Annotated in this window: 15 protein-coding genes; 5 read left to right on the top strand and 10 right to left on the bottom strand. The window is 27.5% G+C overall.

Annotation, left to right across the window (positions count from 1 at the left end):
• Positions 1–30: 30 nt before the first annotated feature.
• Genes OF364_RS01660 through OF364_RS01630 form a run of 7 tightly spaced genes read right to left on the bottom strand, consistent with a single transcriptional unit; the run spans position 31 to position 8,779 of the window.
• The gene (locus OF364_RS01660; protein WP_263752667.1) at positions 31–1,410 is read right to left on the bottom strand and encodes an MSC_0618 family F1-like ATPase beta subunit; all 1,380 of its coding nucleotides are present in this window, start codon (positions 1,408–1,410) and stop codon (positions 31–33) included.
• A complete protein-coding gene (locus OF364_RS01655; RefSeq protein WP_263774025.1) occupies positions 1,410–3,239 on the bottom strand; it encodes an MSC_0619 family F1-like ATPase alpha subunit in 1,830 nt (609 codons plus the stop codon). Before OF364_RS01655 ends, OF364_RS01660 begins: the two co-directional genes overlap by 1 nt.
• Positions 3,239–5,365: an MSC_0620 family F1-like ATPase-associated subunit gene (locus OF364_RS01650; RefSeq protein WP_263774024.1), complete on the bottom strand. Its 2,127-nt coding sequence runs from the start codon at positions 5,363–5,365 to the stop codon at positions 3,239–3,241. The genes OF364_RS01655 and OF364_RS01650 overlap by 1 nt, the downstream gene beginning before the upstream one ends.
• Complete coding sequence (locus OF364_RS01645; protein WP_205851439.1) at positions 5,365–5,841, bottom strand: MSC_0621 family F1-like ATPase epsilon subunit; 477 nt, start codon at positions 5,839–5,841, stop codon at positions 5,365–5,367. Before OF364_RS01645 ends, OF364_RS01650 begins: the two co-directional genes overlap by 1 nt.
• Positions 5,828–6,763 carry an MSC_0622 family F1-like ATPase gamma subunit gene (locus OF364_RS01640; protein ID WP_205851440.1) on the bottom strand — a complete coding sequence of 312 codons (936 nt, stop codon included), beginning with the start codon at positions 6,761–6,763 and terminating at the stop codon, positions 5,828–5,830. Before OF364_RS01640 ends, OF364_RS01645 begins: the two co-directional genes overlap by 14 nt.
• A gap of 14 nt (positions 6,764–6,777) precedes the next feature.
• Positions 6,778–7,281, bottom strand: a complete 504-nt coding sequence (locus OF364_RS01635) for a DUF2714 domain-containing protein (protein WP_205851441.1) — start codon at positions 7,279–7,281, stop codon at positions 6,778–6,780.
• A complete protein-coding gene (locus OF364_RS01630) occupies positions 7,268–8,779 on the bottom strand; it encodes an MSC_0624 family F1-like ATPase-associated membrane protein (RefSeq protein ID WP_263752660.1) in 1,512 nt (503 codons plus the stop codon). Before OF364_RS01630 ends, OF364_RS01635 begins: the two co-directional genes overlap by 14 nt.
• A 499-nt stretch (positions 8,780–9,278) precedes the next feature.
• Here OF364_RS01630 and OF364_RS01625 point away from each other — a divergent pair, with 499 nt between their 5' ends.
• From OF364_RS01625 to OF364_RS01610, 4 genes are read left to right on the top strand one after another with little or no spacing between them, the layout of a single operon-like run.
• Positions 9,279–10,592, top strand: coding sequence for a type 2 periplasmic-binding domain-containing protein (locus tag OF364_RS01625; protein ID WP_263774023.1), 1,314 nt, complete (start codon positions 9,279–9,281; stop codon positions 10,590–10,592).
• A 23-nt stretch (positions 10,593–10,615) separates the two neighbouring features.
• Positions 10,616–11,554 (top strand): phosphonate ABC transporter ATP-binding protein, encoded by a 939-nt coding sequence (gene phnC / locus OF364_RS01620; RefSeq protein ID WP_263752657.1) that lies wholly within the window; start codon positions 10,616–10,618, stop codon positions 11,552–11,554.
• Positions 11,496–13,691 (top strand): PhnE/PtxC family ABC transporter permease, encoded by a 2,196-nt coding sequence (locus OF364_RS01615; protein ID WP_263774022.1) that lies wholly within the window; start codon positions 11,496–11,498, stop codon positions 13,689–13,691. The genes phnC and OF364_RS01615 overlap by 59 nt, the downstream gene beginning before the upstream one ends.
• Positions 13,692–14,606: a DHH family phosphoesterase gene (locus tag OF364_RS01610; RefSeq protein ID WP_263774021.1), complete on the top strand. Its 915-nt coding sequence runs from the start codon at positions 13,692–13,694 to the stop codon at positions 14,604–14,606.
• Positions 14,607–14,644: 38 nt separating this feature from the next.
• Here the strand turns inward: OF364_RS01610 and OF364_RS01605 are convergent, their stop codons facing one another.
• Genes OF364_RS01605 through proS form a run of 3 tightly spaced genes read right to left on the bottom strand, consistent with a single transcriptional unit; the run spans position 14,645 to position 17,212 of the window.
• The gene (locus OF364_RS01605) at positions 14,645–15,451 is read right to left on the bottom strand and encodes an HAD family hydrolase (RefSeq protein WP_205851447.1); all 807 of its coding nucleotides are present in this window, start codon (positions 15,449–15,451) and stop codon (positions 14,645–14,647) included.
• A 6-nt stretch (positions 15,452–15,457) separates the two neighbouring features.
• Positions 15,458–15,757, bottom strand: a complete 300-nt coding sequence (locus OF364_RS01600; protein WP_205851448.1) for a thioredoxin family protein — start codon at positions 15,755–15,757, stop codon at positions 15,458–15,460.
• 21 nt (positions 15,758–15,778) lie between these two features.
• Positions 15,779–17,212, bottom strand: coding sequence for a proline--tRNA ligase (gene proS, locus OF364_RS01595; protein WP_263774020.1), 1,434 nt, complete (start codon positions 17,210–17,212; stop codon positions 15,779–15,781).
• A 274-nt stretch (positions 17,213–17,486) separates the two neighbouring features.
• Between proS and OF364_RS01590 the strand changes: the two genes are divergently transcribed.
• A partial coding sequence (locus OF364_RS01590; RefSeq protein ID WP_263774019.1) for a hypothetical protein occupies positions 17,487–18,900 on the top strand: 1,414 nt, incomplete at its 3' end.

Genomic DNA, 18,900 nt, shown 5'->3' with positions numbered 1-18,900 from the left:
ATAGTTTGTTTTGCATCTTTCGTGATTAAATTATAAGCCTAATTCTTCATCTGTAGGGATGTCTAGGTTTGAACCAACATATGAGAATATATCAGGACTTTGTTTAATATATTTACCTTCTAAAATTCTTATAACACTTTCAACTGTTTCTTCTAAAGGAACATATGAACCTGGAGCTTTTGTAAATTGTTCAGTCATAAAGAAGTTTTGAGTAAAGAAGTTTTCAAGTTGTAATGCTTTTTTAACAGTGATTTTACTGTCAGCATCCAATTCATCAAAACCAAGAATTAAAATAACATCTTCTAAGTTTTTGTATGCATTTAAAACTTTTTTAGCTTCAATTATGGCATTGAAATGTCTTTTACCGATTATGTTTTCGTCAACAGAGTTAGATGAACTAGCAAGTGGATCAAAAGCAGGGAATAAGTTTTTAGCTGTTTGTGCTCTTGAAAGAACTAGGTTTCCATCTAAGTGGTTGAATATTGCTACAGCTGATGGATCACTCAAGTCATCCATAGGTAAGAATATTGTTTGGAAAGAAGTAATTGAACCATTTTCGTTTTTAAACATACGGTCTTCAACTTTGGCAACGTCGCTTTCTAGAGTTGATTGGTAACCACCAATAGAAGGTCTTTTACCTAATGAAGCACTAACTTCGTTTTCAGCTTGTACAAAACGGTACATGTTATCAATGAATAATAAAACGTCTTCTCTTTCAGTGTCTCTTAAGTATTCAGCTGCAGTTACACCAATTGGAACTATAGACATACGAGCACCTGGAGATTCGTTCATTTTTGAAATATACATTACTGAGTTTTTCATTAAATCTGAATCTTTTAGCTCATTAAATAATTCAATAGCTTCACGTGAACGTTCACCTGAACCAATGAAAATATTTGATGTTTTTTCATTTTTACGATTAACGTTAAAAATGATTTCTTTCATTAAAACAGTTTTACCAACTCCAGCACCTCCAAAGATACCTAGTTTGTATCCTTTAATAATAGGAATAAAGAAGTCAATAGCCTTAATACCTGTTTCAACAATTTCTAATTTGTCATCTAAGAATTTTGTTGTATTAATTGTTGAGTTCATCTCAACTTTTTTAATATTTGCCCCTCTAACAGGTAATTGAGGTTCACCTCAGAAGTTATAAATATTATTTTTTGAACTACGTCCTACAGGAACCATAAAACTTTGTTCTGTACTTTTTACTTCATCATCAATATTAATGTCTTTACTTGTGTTAATTACAATAGCTCTAACAGTAGTGCTATCAATAATTCTTTTTACTAATAAGAAGCTTGTGCCATTATGTAAGGTTAATAGTTGGTCAACTTTTGGTAAGTTACCTTTTTTGAATTCTATTTCAACAATATCTGCTCAAAATTTACTAATTGTTCCAGTCATTATTTATCTCCTAAAGTTTTTGCTAATTCTTCTAAATAAGAATCTTCAAAATTAACATATTTGTGATCAAGTTTAATTACTCATCCTAAATTAACATAATTTGAATATTGTTGAAGTGCATATGCAAAATATCCACGCATAATGTTGTCATCATAATCTGCTGTATCTCTAATAGTTTCAAATGCTTTATGCGCTTCTTCATTAGTATCAATTAGAACATTTAAAAATTCCAATGCTTTTTGTTCGTCCTTAATTCCACTTAAAATATTTCATGAAATTAGTTTTGACATTAATAATAAAAATCTTTGTGAATAAAGAGAAAAACCTCTTTGTAAGAACATTTTATCAATCATCTTACCTTTGTATAGCAATTGTGTAGTTTCTTCATTAAAGTCATAGTCTAACATTGCTAATTTTAAGTGCTGTTTATATTTACGGTATGTTTTACCAATATCTGCAGCAACTTTTGTCATTGTTCTACTTTGAACCATTGAACCAGTTCTTGAAACTGATAAATCAATATCAATAGCAGGTAAATTACCAGCTGAAAATAGTTCAGAACTTGTAACAATTTGACCGTCAGTAATTGAAATTGTATTTGAAGAAATTAAACTTGTAATATCTCCGTCAATTGTTTGAACAATTGGTAATGCAGTAATAGTTTTGTGATGTTCGAATGAACCCGCTCTTTCAAGTAATGATGAGTGAGCAAAGAACATATTTCCAGGCATAGCTTCTTTACCAACAGGTTTGTTTGTTAATAAAGCAATTTCTCTAAATATGTTTGCGTGTTTTGTTAAGTCATCAAATATTATTAAAACGTCTTCATCTTTAGATATATTTTCGGCATGTGCCATACCAATATATGGTGACAAGTATTGTTCGTAAACGTTTGTACCTGGTGCATATAAAATAATAGTATTTTTTAGTGCTCCATGTTCTTCTAGAACTTTGTAAACTCTTGATACTGATTCTCTTTTTTGTCCAATAGCAACATAAACAGATTTAATACCGTTTTTACTTGCATTAATTATTGAATTAAGTGCAATGTGAGTTTTACCAGTTTGTCTATCACCAATGATTAATTCACGTTGACCTTTTCCAACTGGGATTAATAAGTCAACAATTGTGATACCTGTATAAAGTTGTTCGTTTAATGTTTTAACAGACATTAAATGGCTAGCAGTCTTAAATATTGGACTTGAAGGTAAGTCTTCAGATAAATTAACTTCCATTCTTTGTGGTAAAACAATATCACCATAGATGTTAATAATTTTTCCGTAGTATTGTGAAGATGTGCGAACATCTGTTTTTGATTTAACTAAAACAACTTCATCACCAATTTTTGAGCTTCTGGCATTAGATAATAAGAAAGCTGAGTCTTTAGTAGCACTAATTAATAAGAATTTAACTTGAGGATCCTTAGCTAAAACAAACATTTGTTTTTGTTCATAAGCAAAATCTCCTTCAACTTTAACAATGTAATCAAAAATAGATACTACTTGAGGGTTTGAAGATTTGGTTGTTCTTTTTGTCTTAACAGTTTTTTCAGCAACAGTTGATTTTGTAGCCCTGGTTTCTGTTTTTTTAGCCTTAATCACTTTAGCAGCCTTAGTTGCTTTAGTGGTTTTGGTTTTCTTTTCTTTAGTTTCTTCTTCTGAACCAATACCCTTTAATTTCACATATAAGGCAGGCTTAATAACTTCTTTCTTAACTGTAGTAATTGGTTTTTTAGCACCAATTGCATATTTTCTTGTTGTTGTAGTTTGAACAACTTCTTCAGAAATAATTTTCTTTTCTTTTTCTTTAGGCATTTTTCTTCCTTTCATTAATTAATTCCTAAAACAAATAATGTTATACCTGATGCTAATAGAGCAAGCGATATAGCTAAAATTACTATATAAATTATTAATACTTTACGTTTTTTATTTGTTTTTAATTTTGCTAGCATTGATATTAATGAGATTAAGGTACTTAGTGCTCCTATAGCCATTAATACTGAACCTAATATTTTTCTTAAGTTACTTTGAGCAAAATTACTATCTTTAATTACTTTGTTAGCTGCAGCGTTTGCATCAAGAAATTTTTTGTTTTCTTTTTTGTCTGTATCATCAGCTTTTTTAATTGTTGCAAGATCTCTTAACACATTAAATTCGTGTTTGATTTCTTTAACTAAACTTAAATATCTGTTATATCAAGCATCTACACTAATTGGGTTTTTTTCAACTGATTCACCTCTAAGTTTTAGTAAATCTCTTTTAACTTTTTCAAATAAGTTTTCTAGTGTTCTTGATTTAAGTTTATTTGATTTGAAATTATTTTCAATAATCGCTCTATTTTTAAATATTGAATCTTTGAATTGGTCTAAAACTTTTTCATAAGCTTTAGTAACTGAATCTCAGTAACGGTGTGATTCTTCAACTTTTTTGTCACCCACTTTGTAATTTAGATTTACAACAGAGTTAAGCAAGCTTAATATAAATAAATCTTTTATGTTATCTTTTGCCTTTTGAATAACACTGTCAGTTGAAGCACTATTCAATTCTGCTCTTAGATTTTTACGATCTAATTGTCAAGTGTTTCTAAAATCTACACCTTCTTTGTCAGAATTAATTAATTTACCAGCAATTTCAACCATTGTAAATACTGTTTCTTGAAGGTTGTCATTACCTAAATGGTCATAATCAATTTTTTCATCTAAATCTAATGAAACAAAGAACTTTTTAAATACTCTTTGAATTTCTTCGATTTGGTTTTCTAAAATCAGTCTATCTTTTGCATAATCATCCGCTGAATTTAGTTCTACAATTGTGTTATAAAATCTTTTTTTCTTAGTTTTAACACTATCAGAAATTTTGATTTTAGCACTTAGTGCTCCGGAACTGTCTTTTAATTCCTCAATTTCATATATGTATCGAGTATTAACAGGGTTATTAAATATAAATAATTTATTTGCATCTGCCAATTTACCTTCTGATTTTAATTTATTAAATTGTGCAATTAATTCAGCTACACTAAGTTTTAAGTTCGCTGATCTTACTAATGGAGCCAATGGTGGCAATGCGTCAATATCATCTCTTTCAATAGGTTTTGGTTTATCGCCAGGAACTAAAGGAATATGTTCTGGTTTTTCAGGATCTTCATCTTCCTCTTGAACAAATTCTGTTTCTTTACTGTGTGTTATATCAAATTCATTAAATCTTGGAGTTAATGTTTTTTTGAAATGATCTTCTCAAGTAGTGAAACCTTCAGGTAATTTTCATTCAGCTTTAATTTCGGTTTCAATTTTTTGAGTTGCAGGATTTCATTTAAGTGAAATTTTTCATTCATACTTAGGTACATCAGCCTGTTGATAAATCATATTATTAAAATTTTCAACTAAACTATCGGTATATTTTTTTAATGAAAGATTAAATTCTGCTTCTGTTAAAGTGTTTTTAATTACTTTAATTTTTTCGATTTGGACTTTATCATCATGTTTTTTAAGTTCGGCTTCATAAGCAGCAAGTCTACTTACACCGATCTTAACGTTTTCATACACTCTACCTTTATAAGTCAGTTTAATAACTTGTAAATCTTTATCTTGTGAAATTACAAATGGCAATTCGGTGTGAACCCCATATTTTGAAGGATTAGTTATAATGTCATTTTTATTAGTTTTATAGAAGTTTGTAATTTTTTCAAAATAGAAATATCTGGCTTGAACTTCACTAGCATTACTTGGGTCAAGTGTCGCTAAAGCTTTTTTAGCTTCTTCAAGTTTGGTTTCTAAAAATTTAATCGCATTTTCTACAGCTTTCTCAACCGCTTTCTTTGTTTCTTCTTTAGCTTTAGCTAAGTAAGTGTCAAATTTTGGGTCAACTTCTTTTGGTTTAGCACTAACTAATGAAATTGTTGGCGCAATAATAACTGAAGCACTTGAAAGTGATAAAAATAATTTTAGTTTTTTAGACATTATCTTCACTCCCTTTCTGCTTTTTGTAATTTAAGTAAAACAATCATTTTTTGTGCATATTGTTCTTTTTTTAGTTTATTTAATCAAGCAAATTGATTAAAGTCCAGTCCAAAGTTTTGTTTTGCACCAAAATATTCAATTTCTTTAGTAACAGCTTTAAGAATTTCAGCAGATTTTGGTTTTTTAACATCCATAGTTACATAACGATTGAATTTTGAAAATGTATTAATTTCAATTTTATCTTCATCAACAAAAATACTTGCGTTGGTTAAAAACATAAATCAAGTTTCGTCATTAACCAAATCAACAATTTTAATAATAGTGTTAGGATAACTAGCTATTGATTCATTATCAATTAATTCTCATAAGTTTTCGCTATTCAAATTAATGTAAATTAAGCCCTTTTTTAAAATAAATGGTTTATCAGCTAAAAAGTTAATTTGAATATCGAAGCTTTTTTCACTATATTTGCTCATCACTGTCTCCTATATCATCTAAATCTGTTGACATTTTTCTTGTTAACATAACAATTTCTTCAATTTGATTTTCTTGTTTTATTAATCTTAATTTTTTCTTTAGCTTTGTAATTGAGTCATCTAATTTGTTGATTGATTTATTTGCTATTACTAAACCTGTTTTAGCATTATAAAACGAAGATTCAATTATTAATGAGTGAATTGAGTTTTCTAAAAATATGTTAATTTGAGCATCGATAAATTCTTCAATGTTAGGATAAATCTTAAACTTAGTTAAATCTACCACGTTTTTAGATTCATCAATATTTGCTAATCTTGTTAAATTAAATTGTTGAATTGGAAGAATTTGAAATGGTTCGTTGTAACTCTTATTAGTATTAATTACAAAAAATACTTTTGTGTAATTAGATTCTACATATAAAGCTCTAATAACTTGAACTAGTTTAGAAGCAAATTTTAAATTTGCATCTTCGTTTTTAAATCCGAACAAAATATTAAATTTATTTTTCTTACAGAATTCTGCGGCTTGTTCACCGATAGTAATAAAGTCCACTTTAATTTTGTTTGTCATTTCTAGAATTTTTTCTTCATATCTAGAATATGAGTCTGTTGAATATTTTTGTTCTTCAGTTAAATAAATCCAGATTTGTCTTTCTTTATTAAAAGGTTTTACTTTACGTTTTTTAGTGTGGATGTTTCCGTCTAAAAATTTAAGTTCCGATCCAATAACAGAATCATTTAAATCATATTTTTGATTTAAAGAAGTAATAAGTTTCTTGTTTAACACTGCATCATTAATATAGAAACGTAATTGCTTTGTCATTTTCATAATTGAAATCAAAAGCACACTTCGGTCATTATTAACTTTCATTCTAATATGTTTAAGGTTAGATAGTTTTTTTTCTAAAGTTTTTAAATACATAAAATACCTCGCTTTTATTTAGTCTCTGTTAATGGAACAACAATATTTTCGCTAAATAAAAGTTTAATTTCATTTGTATTAGGCGAAATGTAAATTAATATTTCAGGAATTATTTCAACATAGTGTCCAGCGTTTAATGCTTTAGCAATTTCTTCATTTAAATCTAATAAGAATTGATTATATGTATCACTTTTAGTTGAGTCTTTAAAATTAACTGCTTCAGTATTTGATGATTCAACATTTGAAATCATAGGTACCATAACAGTTTGACTAAACTTAAGATTTAAATTGAAAGTCACAACAAATTTTTCAAAAACGATGTCATATTTTTTATTCATTGCTTCATTTAATAAATCTAAAAATCTTAAATATAGTTCACTTTGGAAACCTAAATTGTTTTTAAATAATGCTGAAGTAACTAATTGGTTATATGTTGTTAAATTTTCTTTTGTTTTAGCTTCCTTATATTCTGCATAAACATCAAATAATTCTTGACTTATTTTTTTATTCTTTTTCATCTATGATCACCCCCTCTTCAATTTCAGAAAATCTCATGTTCTTTTTAACCTTATTTTTAAAGAATGTAATTTTATTAGCAACTAGCAATAGTCAAATTGTTGAACCTAATAGAAATAGAATTCATACTGCTGAAGCTATTAATGTAAAGAACTGTGTAAATTCTAAACTTGAATTTATAATTTGGAAAGTCTTATTATTGTTTGCTAGCATAATGTGGTTTATATTGAAAACTACAATTGCTAAAACAATAACAATAATGCCAAACTTTAGAAAACTCGAAAGTACTAAGTTGTAGTTTAAAGTTTTAAAGAAATATGAAGCAATAATTACAAATGATGATACCGATACAAAGAATAGATTTATTAAATTAACAAAATCATTATTCTTACTCATAGTTGTCACTAATAATAAAGAACCTCATAATATTGCTTGCGCAAAAGTTAGATTTACAGTGTTAATAATATGACTATTAGATTTTAGACGATTTAAAAATTGGAATAGCATATATAAAGTAACTATAATTGCTGCAAATAGAATTTCAAATAAGTAATAGTAGTTATTTAAACTTTTACCTAAAACTGAAGTGTTATCTATTTTGATAGTTAGTATTCTTATTGTTCAAGCAATAGTAGCTACAAAGATTGTAATTGTAAATAAGATTGAGCTTTTAAAGTATTCTTGTTTATTTTGCTTAAATGCCAAGAATGAAATTGTATTTGAGTTTGAACCAATAACAATTGATAAAACAAACAATACAAAGGCAAATATAATAAACATCGAACCTGATTGTTCTCCATTTACTAATTGTCTTATAAAGTTATGAAATGCATTGTTAACAAATAACATCTCATTGGTTGCAGTTTTTGAATTTGCACTTCAAACTCACATTAAAATTCCAATAATTACAACTGCAATTAATAAAAACTGTGATACTAAACCAACAATTAGTGAAATTTTGTTGTTATGTGAATTTGGATCTGTTTTTTTCTTCAATTTGTAGTTAAAAATAGAATAAGCTAAATTTAGTACAAATAATGGTATTAAAATGAAAAATAAATATGCAATTCTACTTGGTTCAGAACTATAAAAGGTAAATAATAGTATGAAAGCAGTAATTGACATTACTAGGTAGCTAGTAAATCATGGTCAATACTTTTTAATTGCTTCCTTTTGAAAGTATATATTTACATAGTTCCTTCAAATTGCATATATAAATACAAAAGTTAATATGCCAAAGCGCAGCAAAATCAACACATTTCGTTGTTTGTTTTCCGCACTATCAAATCTTAAGAAATCTAAAACAGTTCAATCACTGAACATTTTTCTAGCAAAAAAGGTTTCCTGGATAAACATTAGAACCATCAATAAACCAACTACCAACAATGATAGTAAAATTCATTTATAAATTCTAACGGTCAAGTTATTTTTTCGACCAAGAAAAAAAGGATTGTAATCATTAAAGATTCTAGTCTTGCTTACATCCGCACTGGATTTCATTTTTTCTCCTTAATTTCAAAATATTTTTTTAAAAAAGTTTTATTTTTTTAATTACGTAAATTTTAATGAAAATAATATTTTATTTTATTTTTTTAGACAATTTAGAACAGTTTTTTAATAAAAAGGGTACAAAAACGGGCATTTATTTAAAAAAAATAAAAAATTTTAGCATTTTAATAAAATTAATTTTCTTCAATCTAAATGAATAAATTCAGATTAGAAACATAATTATAAAACACGAAATTATACCAAAAAAGAAGAATAAAGTTTATGAAAAGAAACTTGTTGTTTATTAATTATAAAGTTGCTTATTGCTTATAAAAATGAAAACAAAATGCTGTTTTTTTGTGTATAATAATTTAGCCAAAAATGAAAACGAAAATTTCATTTGCCAAATTGTTTCAATTAAGTAACAATTTTGGCTTTTTTTTATTCCCAATATATAATTTTTGCTATAAAAACAAAGATTAAATTTATATAGGAGAAAGAAATAAAAAATATGAAGTTATCAAATAAAAATAGATTTTTAATCCCGACTATTCTAACAGCAGCTATTGCGCCTATTCCATTAGGACTAATTGCAGCTAAATGTGGAACAGTTTCAATTGAAACACAAAAAACTGCTGGATATGCAGACCAAATGCTAAAATTGGCTAATAAAACCATCACAGTAGCAGGAGCATGATCAGATGCTAGATTTTACGCTAAAGATAAAGCTGATGACCTAGTAGTTATCGGAGCTACACAATATATTTCAAATGACGGTATTCAAGTAAGACATGACCTTAAAAAAGGTGATATTTCAGCTTTACAAGCACTATTTTCAGAAACAGTTGCTAAAGCCGCCAAAGAAGCCAAGGATTTAACAGATGCTAAAGCAACAGAACCAGGAGAATTAACATATAAAGATTCAAAAGGAAAAATTCAAAGTATTTTTAAAATTTATAATCACGATGCATATAGTGTTGTTGATGAAAATGCTGAAATTGCATTTGATATTAATGGTAATAAAAAGAAAGCTTATAAAACTAAACCAACTGGTGCTAGTGAATACATTCAATATGATGCAACCACCAAAACTCACACACAAGTAAAAGATTCAAAAACATTAAAAGTGTTATTCATACCTTCTTCAGATGCTACATTAGTACAAAACGCTACTGAAAAACTTTCAAAATATTTTAAAGATACAAAAAAATTAAGTAATATTGACATTTCAGTTTCAACGTCTTATAATGCTGCTGCAGCAGCCTTGAAAGCATCTTCAACTGACGTTGCTTTCTTACCTGTTGATACATGAGCAAGAGAATCAGGAGATTCAATGTTTATTTTACAGGCAGGTCGTGATGTACAAATAATTGACCCATATAGTTCAATTGCTAATCCTTCATCTCCAAAATTCACTGATGAAAAATTATTAGTTGAAGCTATGAATCAATACAAAATTTTTAATAATAATTCATTATATATTAATAAAGACGGTACAAAAAACCCAAGTAAAATAGCAGAAGGATATCCAAAAGAACTTAAAGATGTTATTGATGCAATTGCCCAAGAAGCAAAAACCAAAAATGTAGATTTACCAAAAGTTGGTTTCTATCGTTCATATATTTATGCTCGTAAGGATTCTGAGATCTACAAAATTGTAACCAAAGCTTTAAAAGAACAAGGTTCAGATTGAAAATTAGAATGAAATGATGTAGCAAAACATATTATATATGGATATACATCAACAACATCGGCTGCTTCATTTACCTACCCAGAACAATGATTTAAAAAACACTTTAAGGGCTTTAAGAGTTTCCTTAAATAATTAACTAAATTTTGGTTATAAAAATGAAATCCAAAACTTTAGACAAAATTGATTTAAACAAAGATTGAGACATAGTCTGACAAAACGCTTCAAAAGTTTATCCAAATGGAACAAAAGGATTGACGGAAGTCAATCTTTCTATTAAACAAGGGGAGTTTGTTGCGATAATTGGACTATCTGGAGCTGGTAAAACAACATTAATTAAAACAGTTAATAAGATAAGCGGCATTACTTCAGGCACACTGAAAGTAGGACCATATGAAGTTAATAATTTAAAAGGCGCTGAGTTAAGAAAATTTAGAACAAAAGTTGGAATGATTTTTCAAAACTATAATTTAGTTGAAAATATAACAGTTTTGCAAAATGTACTTTCTGCTCGACTTCCACAAATGAATAAATTCAGAGCTCTTTTTGGCATCTATAGTAAAAGTGATATTGATTTGGCATACCAATCACTTGCCAAAGTAAACATTTTAGAAAATGCTTATGATTTAGCCAAGGATCTAAGTGGTGGGCAAATGCAACGTGTTGCGCTAGCTAGAACTCTAGCTCAAAAACCTAAAATTATTTTAGCTGATGAGCCAGTTGGTGCTTTGGACCCTATTATGGCTAAAAGCGTTATGGATGGTTTTTTATTAGCTAATCAAATGGAAAAAATTACTATCGTTGCTAACTTACACCACGTAGACTTAGCCTTGCAATATGCCGATAGAATTGTTGGCGTTAAAAAAGGTCGTATCATTTTTAATGATACTTGAGATAAAGTTGACCTAGATAAACTTAAAGAAATTTATGGTGAAAAACTAGAACAATTCGATGAAGAACAATTCAAAGAAAACCGTCGTAAAAGACAAATAATTCAAAATGAAATAATTGAAAAAATTCAAAAAATGAAAGAATTAAATGAACAATCAAAAAGTGAAGAAAGCTCAAACCAAAAGCGAAAAAAATCTAAAAAATAAAATTAATTTTGAATCTTTTATTAATTATTTCAATCCAAAATTTACTGATATTGATAATCAAAAAGTTACTAAAAAGTTTCCATGAGATAAGATTATTGGTTCTATTGTAATTTTTGCACTTATTATTGGTGTAATAATTTTTACTAGACCTGATTTTCAAAATTGAACGAAATTCTGAAAACAAATAGCACACTTTTTTGATTTAAATAAAACCATTTCTATAGGAGCATCTACTTTTACTCCTCAAGAAACTTTTATTCGAAGTTTAGAATATCTCTGAACGACAATTTCCTATTCCGTACTGGGCACAATTCTTGGTATTCTTTTTTCGGTACCTCTAGCACTTTTAAGTTCTAAGAATTTTATTAAGAATAAATTTGTATATTATCCTTTCAGAGCAATAATGTCAATAATTAGAGCTATACCTCCAATTGTTTTTGCTTTTATATTCTTTTTCTTATTTTCAAAAGGTATTGCTGCAACTATATCAATTTCGATATTTGTATGCTCAATAATGACTAAATGATTATATGAGGATCTCGATACATATGACACTAGTGCTTATCAAGGTGCGCAAGCTATTGGAAATACAAAAACATTAGCTTTTAAAAATGCTATTTATCCATATTTAATAAAAAGAATTGTTTCTTATGGATTTTATTCATTTGAAATGGTAGTTAGATTTGCTGCAATTTTATCAATTGTTGGAATTTCGACAATAGGTCAATTACTAAGTGACCAATATGCAACTGAAGCCAATTTTTCTCACATGTCCATAGCACTGTGAACATTAATTGCTTTAATGATTCTTATCGAAACACTTAATTTCTTAATTAAAAAATATATTTTAGAATATTCACAAAAACACCCTAAAATTGATGACAAATTGCCATATAAAGAACAACTAAAGCAACTTAAAGCACAAAAATCAAAAATGTATATATTTAAAATATTCATTATTATTTTTGTAGTAAGTTTAGTTATTGCTTCTTTAACACAAATTGAATGAGAGGTAGGAAACTCTGTAAAAATATCACAATTTAAGCAAGGTTTTCCAAAATTATTTAAACCTGAGTGAAGTTTATTCCAAGGCGCTTGAAAAGGCTCTAAAACAGGTGTATTTCCTCTAGGTTTTGAAGCTTTAATGGTGGCTTTTGCTTCTTCATTAATAGGTTTAATATTTGCTTTCTTTATTGGTATATTGGCTGCTAAAAATATAACCAAATATTTTTCATATATATTTAAATTAGTGATTATTGTAATACGAGCAATTCCAGCATTTACGTTTGCCCTATTATTTATAATCTTATCTAAGGATTCTAAATTATTTGCTGGAGTTTTAGCTCTAGGGATTCATTCAATTGGAATGTTAGGTAAATTAATAATGGAATCAACTGAAAAAATTCCTAATAAAGTATTTCAATCACTTGATTCTCTTGGTGCTACATGATTTCAAAAAGTTAAATTTATCGTACTTAAATCAATCATGCCACAAGCACTTTCAAACTTCATGTATCGTGTTGAAATTAACTTTAAAAGTACAGTTGTTATTGGAGCAGTAGGAGCTAGTGATTTTGGATTCCAAATTAACACATTCTCAAATGATCCAAATAATTGAAATTTATTATCTTCATATTTAATTTTTAGTATTGTGGTTTTATTAATTATTGAACAAATATCAAATATTATTCGTTCAAAATTAATGACTGGTTACTTCTTTAGTCAAGATGTTTGATTTAAGAAGATTATTAAAAGAAGAATGTTTACTAAAGCATTAGCTGTAAGTCAAATTATTAATGAAGACTTTACCTATGAAGTTAGAAATGCTAAATACATTTTAGCCAAACATAATTACCACAAGCTATTTCTTTTAAATTACTTTGAACAAAACAAACAAATTCCAACAGATGAGATTTATCAATCTTTAAAAAATAATAAAAAAACTTATTTGCAAATGTATAAAGATTTAGTTCGTCAAATTAGCAAAGAAATAAATGAAATTTATTGGAAGATATATAAACTAACTAAATCTAATTTAGTAAATACCAAAAATCTTATTATCAAACACAAAGAGGCATCTAAATCAGCAAGAATGGCAATTGATAATTACTTCGAAAGAAAGTCAGTAGCAATATAAATGAACTTAAAAGATAAATTTGTAAAATTTTGAGAATACATCAATAGCCATAATAAAATAACTCTTTGTACTCATGTAGAACCAGATGGTGATACATTAGGTTCAGCAATAGCACTAAAACATTTAATTGAATTAAATGCCGATAATAAAGAAGTTAAAATTTCTGGTGGAGATTATCCTCGTAATTTATTATTTTTAATAGAAGATAAAATCGATTTAGTAGAAGATAGTTTTTTCAATAATTCCTTAAAAATAGTTGTAGATACTTCTACAAAATCTAGAATTTTTGATTCAAGAGTAAAAACACAAGAAGCTTTAAAAATTGACCACCATCCATTTGAAGGAAAATGGTTGTTTGAAATCGGCGGAGATTATTGACCAGCTACTGGACAATTAATAGTTGATATGATAAAAGAACTTAATCTTAAAACTAATTCTAAAGTTTTAGAAGGTTTAGCAGTAGCTATAATAACTGATACAGAATATTTTAAAGAAAGAAACATTGATTTTAAAACTTTTGAAAATATGGCGTTTTTATTAAAAAATGGCTTAAATTATGCTTCTTTAATTAAAAACATGCAACTAAACACTGAAGAGAATAACATAATATTTAATTCTTTAAAAAATATCAATACAAAAGGAATTGTCTCTTATATTATTGTCGAAGATATAGTTTCAAATGATATTGTTAGACCATTAGTAGCTAAATTTGTTGATTTAGTTAATACTGAAGTTTCCCTTGCTTATTTAAAAAGAAAACAAGATGATTATAGATGTGAGATACGTTCGAAATCAACATTTGATGTTTCTAAAATTGCCTCTTATTTTGGCGGCGGGGGTCATTTCAATTCTTCCGGTTTTATTCAAAAAGATATTAAAAATATTAACGAAGTTTTAAATAAAATAAATGAATAAAAACTCGCATCAGCTTATAAACTGATGCGAATATTTTTCTAAATTTTTTCAATTAATTTGATTGCCTTAGCAACTCCATATTTTTTATATGAACCAGCAACTCATTTGGATTGAATTTTAATATTCTTTAAAGAATTTTTCATAGCTACAAAAGCACCTACATATGGTATTACTGAGGTATCATTGCCCGAATCTCCAAAGTGAACAGTTTGTTTTGGATCTATGTCTAACAATCTAGATACATAATCAATTGCTTTACCTTTGGTGGCATTAATACTATTTATTTCAATGGCATATCCTCTAGAAACAATATGCAATGAAATAGTTTTAAATTTTTCTTCTAGCTGATTAACTAACTTTCTAATTCCTCTTTTTGAAGTACCAAAAGTAATAATTTTGGTTGAATTAGTTATTTGTGGAATTTCTGAATAAGTTTTTTGAACCAAATGCTTTACTCATGGTCTAAAAAATCTTAATTTTGCAGCTGTACCATAAATAGTGTCCCCACTATTAAAAATAAAAAATAGTTTCTTTTGCTTTAATATTTCAATTATCGACATTACTTCATCTTTTTTAATTTCATGTTTAATTAAAACATTTCCATTGTTATCAACAATTAATCCACCATTTTGACAAATTACATATTTAGAATTTATTTTTTTGGCTAAGTCCAAAACAAATTCTGAAGGATAACGCCCTGTTGCAAGAATAAAGGGTTTACCTTCATCGTTCATCCTTAGTGCTATTTCCAAATTTTCTTTACTTATTTTTTCTGGTTTTTTAGGAAGATCTAAAAGTGTTCCATCGAGGTCGCTAAAATAGGCTTTAGGAATAAAATCTATCATAAAAATCTACTTAAATTTAGTTAATATTTCATCCATTGGCAAGTAGCCCATAGTTGAATCTACCACCTTACCATCAACATAGTAAAATAATGTTGGAATACTTTGGACATTCATTTCTCTAGCAAATTCTGTGTTTTGGTCTACATCTAAATCAAAAACATTAATATCTTTGTGTTCGCTAGCTAATCTTTCTAATTCTGGACCTATCATTTGACATGGAGGACATCATACTGCTCTGAAAGCTAAAATTGCTTTTCCTTCTAAATGTTGGTTATTTAATTCTTTATTTGTTATTTTTTTATACATATTTTTTCTCCTTAATTTTTATTAATATGCTTTAGCAAAAATTACAATTCTATCTGTATTGCGCTTTGTATAAAAGCATTTATTAGCCTCTAATTTAAAATCTAAATCTATAGGTATACAACGGCTAGAAGCTCCGGTTTCTTCTTTTATTTTAACTTCATCATCACCATTTCCATCAAACTTAGTTATTACTCAATGTCCTTCTGCAATATTTTTCTTAAAATCTTCATAATTATCAACTTCATAAATATTGGACATTAATCTTTTTCTTGCTTGATTTAACAAGTTATTTTGAATATCATCTAATAATTTTGTAACTTCTGAGGTAATTTCATTTATTGGGATATATATTTTTTCTAATGTATCTCTTCTTACTGCTAAAACTTGGTTTTTTTCTAAGTCTCTGGGTCCAATTTCAATTCTCAATGGTGTTCCATGAATTTCAGAATTAGCAGCTTTAAAACCTGGTCCTTTATCTGAATCATCAATTTTTAGTTCAATATTTTGCTTAATTAATTCTTCTTTAATTTTTAAAGCTTGAATATGAACATTTTTGCTTTTTGAAGCAAAAAGTTCAATTATATCTACCTGACATGGAGCAATTTTTGGAGGTATTATAATTCCCCTATCATCACCATGTGTCATTATTAGTGCACCTAAAAGTCTAGTTGAAACTCCTCAAGATGTGCCATAAGCATTTACTAATTTATTTTCTTTGTTTTTAAAAGTAATATCAAATGCTTTTGTAAAATTTTGACCTAAATAATGACTTGTTCCAGATTGTAAAGCCTTACCATCTTTCATCATTGCTTCAATTGTGAGTGTATATTCAGCACCAGCGAATTTTTCATGTTCCGTTTTTTGTCCTTTAATAACCGGAATTGCTAAATATTCTTCTACAAAATTAACATATGTTTCAAGCATTTGTTTAGTTAAATCTTGAGCTTCTTTATCTGTTGCATGAATTGTATGACCTTCCTGTCATAAAAATTCTCTAGTTCTCAAAAAAGGATTAGTTGTTTTTTCTCAACGTAGAACATTAACTCATTGATTATATATTAATGGTAAATCATTATATGATTCAATTTCATTTTTAAAAAAGTCTCCAAACAACACTTCACTAGTAGGTCTTATAAAAAACTTCTCATTTAGTTTTTTTCCACCAACTTCGGTCACTGTTGCCAGTTCAGGATTAAATCCTTTGACATGACTTTTTTCTCTATTTAATAATTCTTCAGGAATTAATAGTGGTAAATTAACATTTTGAACACCAAGTTTTTTAAAACGTTTATCTAGTTGTAATCTTATGTTATCTCATATACCAAAAGATAAAGGTTTAAAAATTATTGAACCTTTAGAAGAACCATATGACATAAGGTCGCCATTTTGAATAACATCGGTATACCATTTGGCAAAATTGTCTTTTTGCAATGTAATTTTTTCTAGCTTTTTCATACTTTATTATTTTAACTTTTTTTGCGTATTTTTAAACTTAAATTAAATTTAATGAAATTAATGTAAATATATGGATTTTTATTCATTAAAGTGGACTTTTTTATTTTTCATATATTTACTTTTTTTTACAAAAGTGTAAGTTTTTTATCAAAACATCCCCAAAAGTGCCCCAAAATCATTAAAAAACCTCTAAAAACACCAATATATATATATATATATATATGAAATTAGGTATAATTAGGCATTATTTTAAATACAAATAAAAAGAGGTTTTATGAATAACTCAATTAAGAAAAAGAAAACAGCTATTATTGTAGGAGCAACAGCCAGTGTGTTAGTTGTTTCGGCAGCTGTAGCTGGTATTATATATGCTAAGTATGGCAAAAAATCCAAACCAAGCATCTATAATAAAGACAAACCAGATGTTATTGTTGACATTAAAGATCATGAACATGGCGAAGCTAGTACTTGAGATGCTAATGTTGATGAACAATACAAGAAACTTAGAGATTATATCCAAAAGTTGGTTAAGGCTCTAAAAACTGGTATTACTAACGTCAATAAGAATTTAAGTTTAGAAGATTTAGAAGATCAAATTAAAAAACTAGAAAAACACATTGCAATTGGTGAAGAGCTAGATCTGATTTTAGATAAAAGTATCAAAACTTTAAAAAGTGATACTAAAAAAGTTGAACTTCAAAAAGATAAAGATTTACTTAAAGGAATTGTTAAAGAAGCTAAAGATGCTTTAGCAGCTGCTAAAGAAAAGCAAAAAGATAAAATTAAAGATCTAGAAAAAATCAAAAAAGAAGCCAAAACTTTAATTGAAAAAATTAATAAGGCAGTTGATAAAGCTTCTAAAGCTAACACCAAAGCAGAATTTGAAAGTCTAATTAAAGAACTTAAATCATTAGTAGATATATCACAAAAATTAGAACCAAAATTAAAAGATTTTGGTGCTTTTAGTGAAGCTAATGAACTAAAGCAAGCTATTGATAAAGCAAATGAAACTATTAAAAAACTAGAAGATAAACTTAAAGCTCAAACACTTGAACAAGAAAAAGAAGCTCTAAAAGAGTTTGCTGATAGATTTAAACAACAAGTGGACACTTTAATTACAGAAACAGATGCTGCCGATTCTTTAGATGAGCTTAAAAAAGCTCTTGAAGAAATTGAAAGTCTAGCTGCGCCTGGAAAAGAAAATTCAAAACGTGCAAATGAACTTAACTTGGCTGACATTAAAAAATCTATTGATGAATCTTTAGCTAAATTAGAAGCGCAAAAAAATAAATTAGATGGCAAAAAACAAGCTAAAGAACTAGAAGCGCAACAATTAGCTACAGAAGTCGAAGCCTTAATTAAAGAAATCAAAGAAAAAATTCAATTAGCTAATAAAGCTAATTCTTTAAGTGAACTAACTCTAGCTAAAGCTAAGTTAGATGAAGTATTAGCTAAAGCTGTCGAATTAGATAAAAAACTAACTAAAGCTAAATTAGATGACCTAAAACTAAAATTAGAATTAGAAGTAAAAGAAGCTAAAAAAGTTTTAGAAGCTATAAGTCAAAAGCTACAAGAAGAACAAGATAGAGTTAAAGCTATTAAAGATGATTTAAGTTCAAAAACTGCTAGCCTTAATAAACTTGCAAAAGAAACTAAAGATGCTTCTGATATTCCATCATTAGAATCTA

The sequence above is a fragment of the Mycoplasma enhydrae genome, from assembly GCF_025779955.1.
GTDB lineage: Bacteria > Bacillota_I > Bacilli_A > Mycoplasmatales > Metamycoplasmataceae > Metamycoplasma > Metamycoplasma enhydrae.
This window is presented reverse-complemented; position numbering and strand designations above follow the sequence as displayed.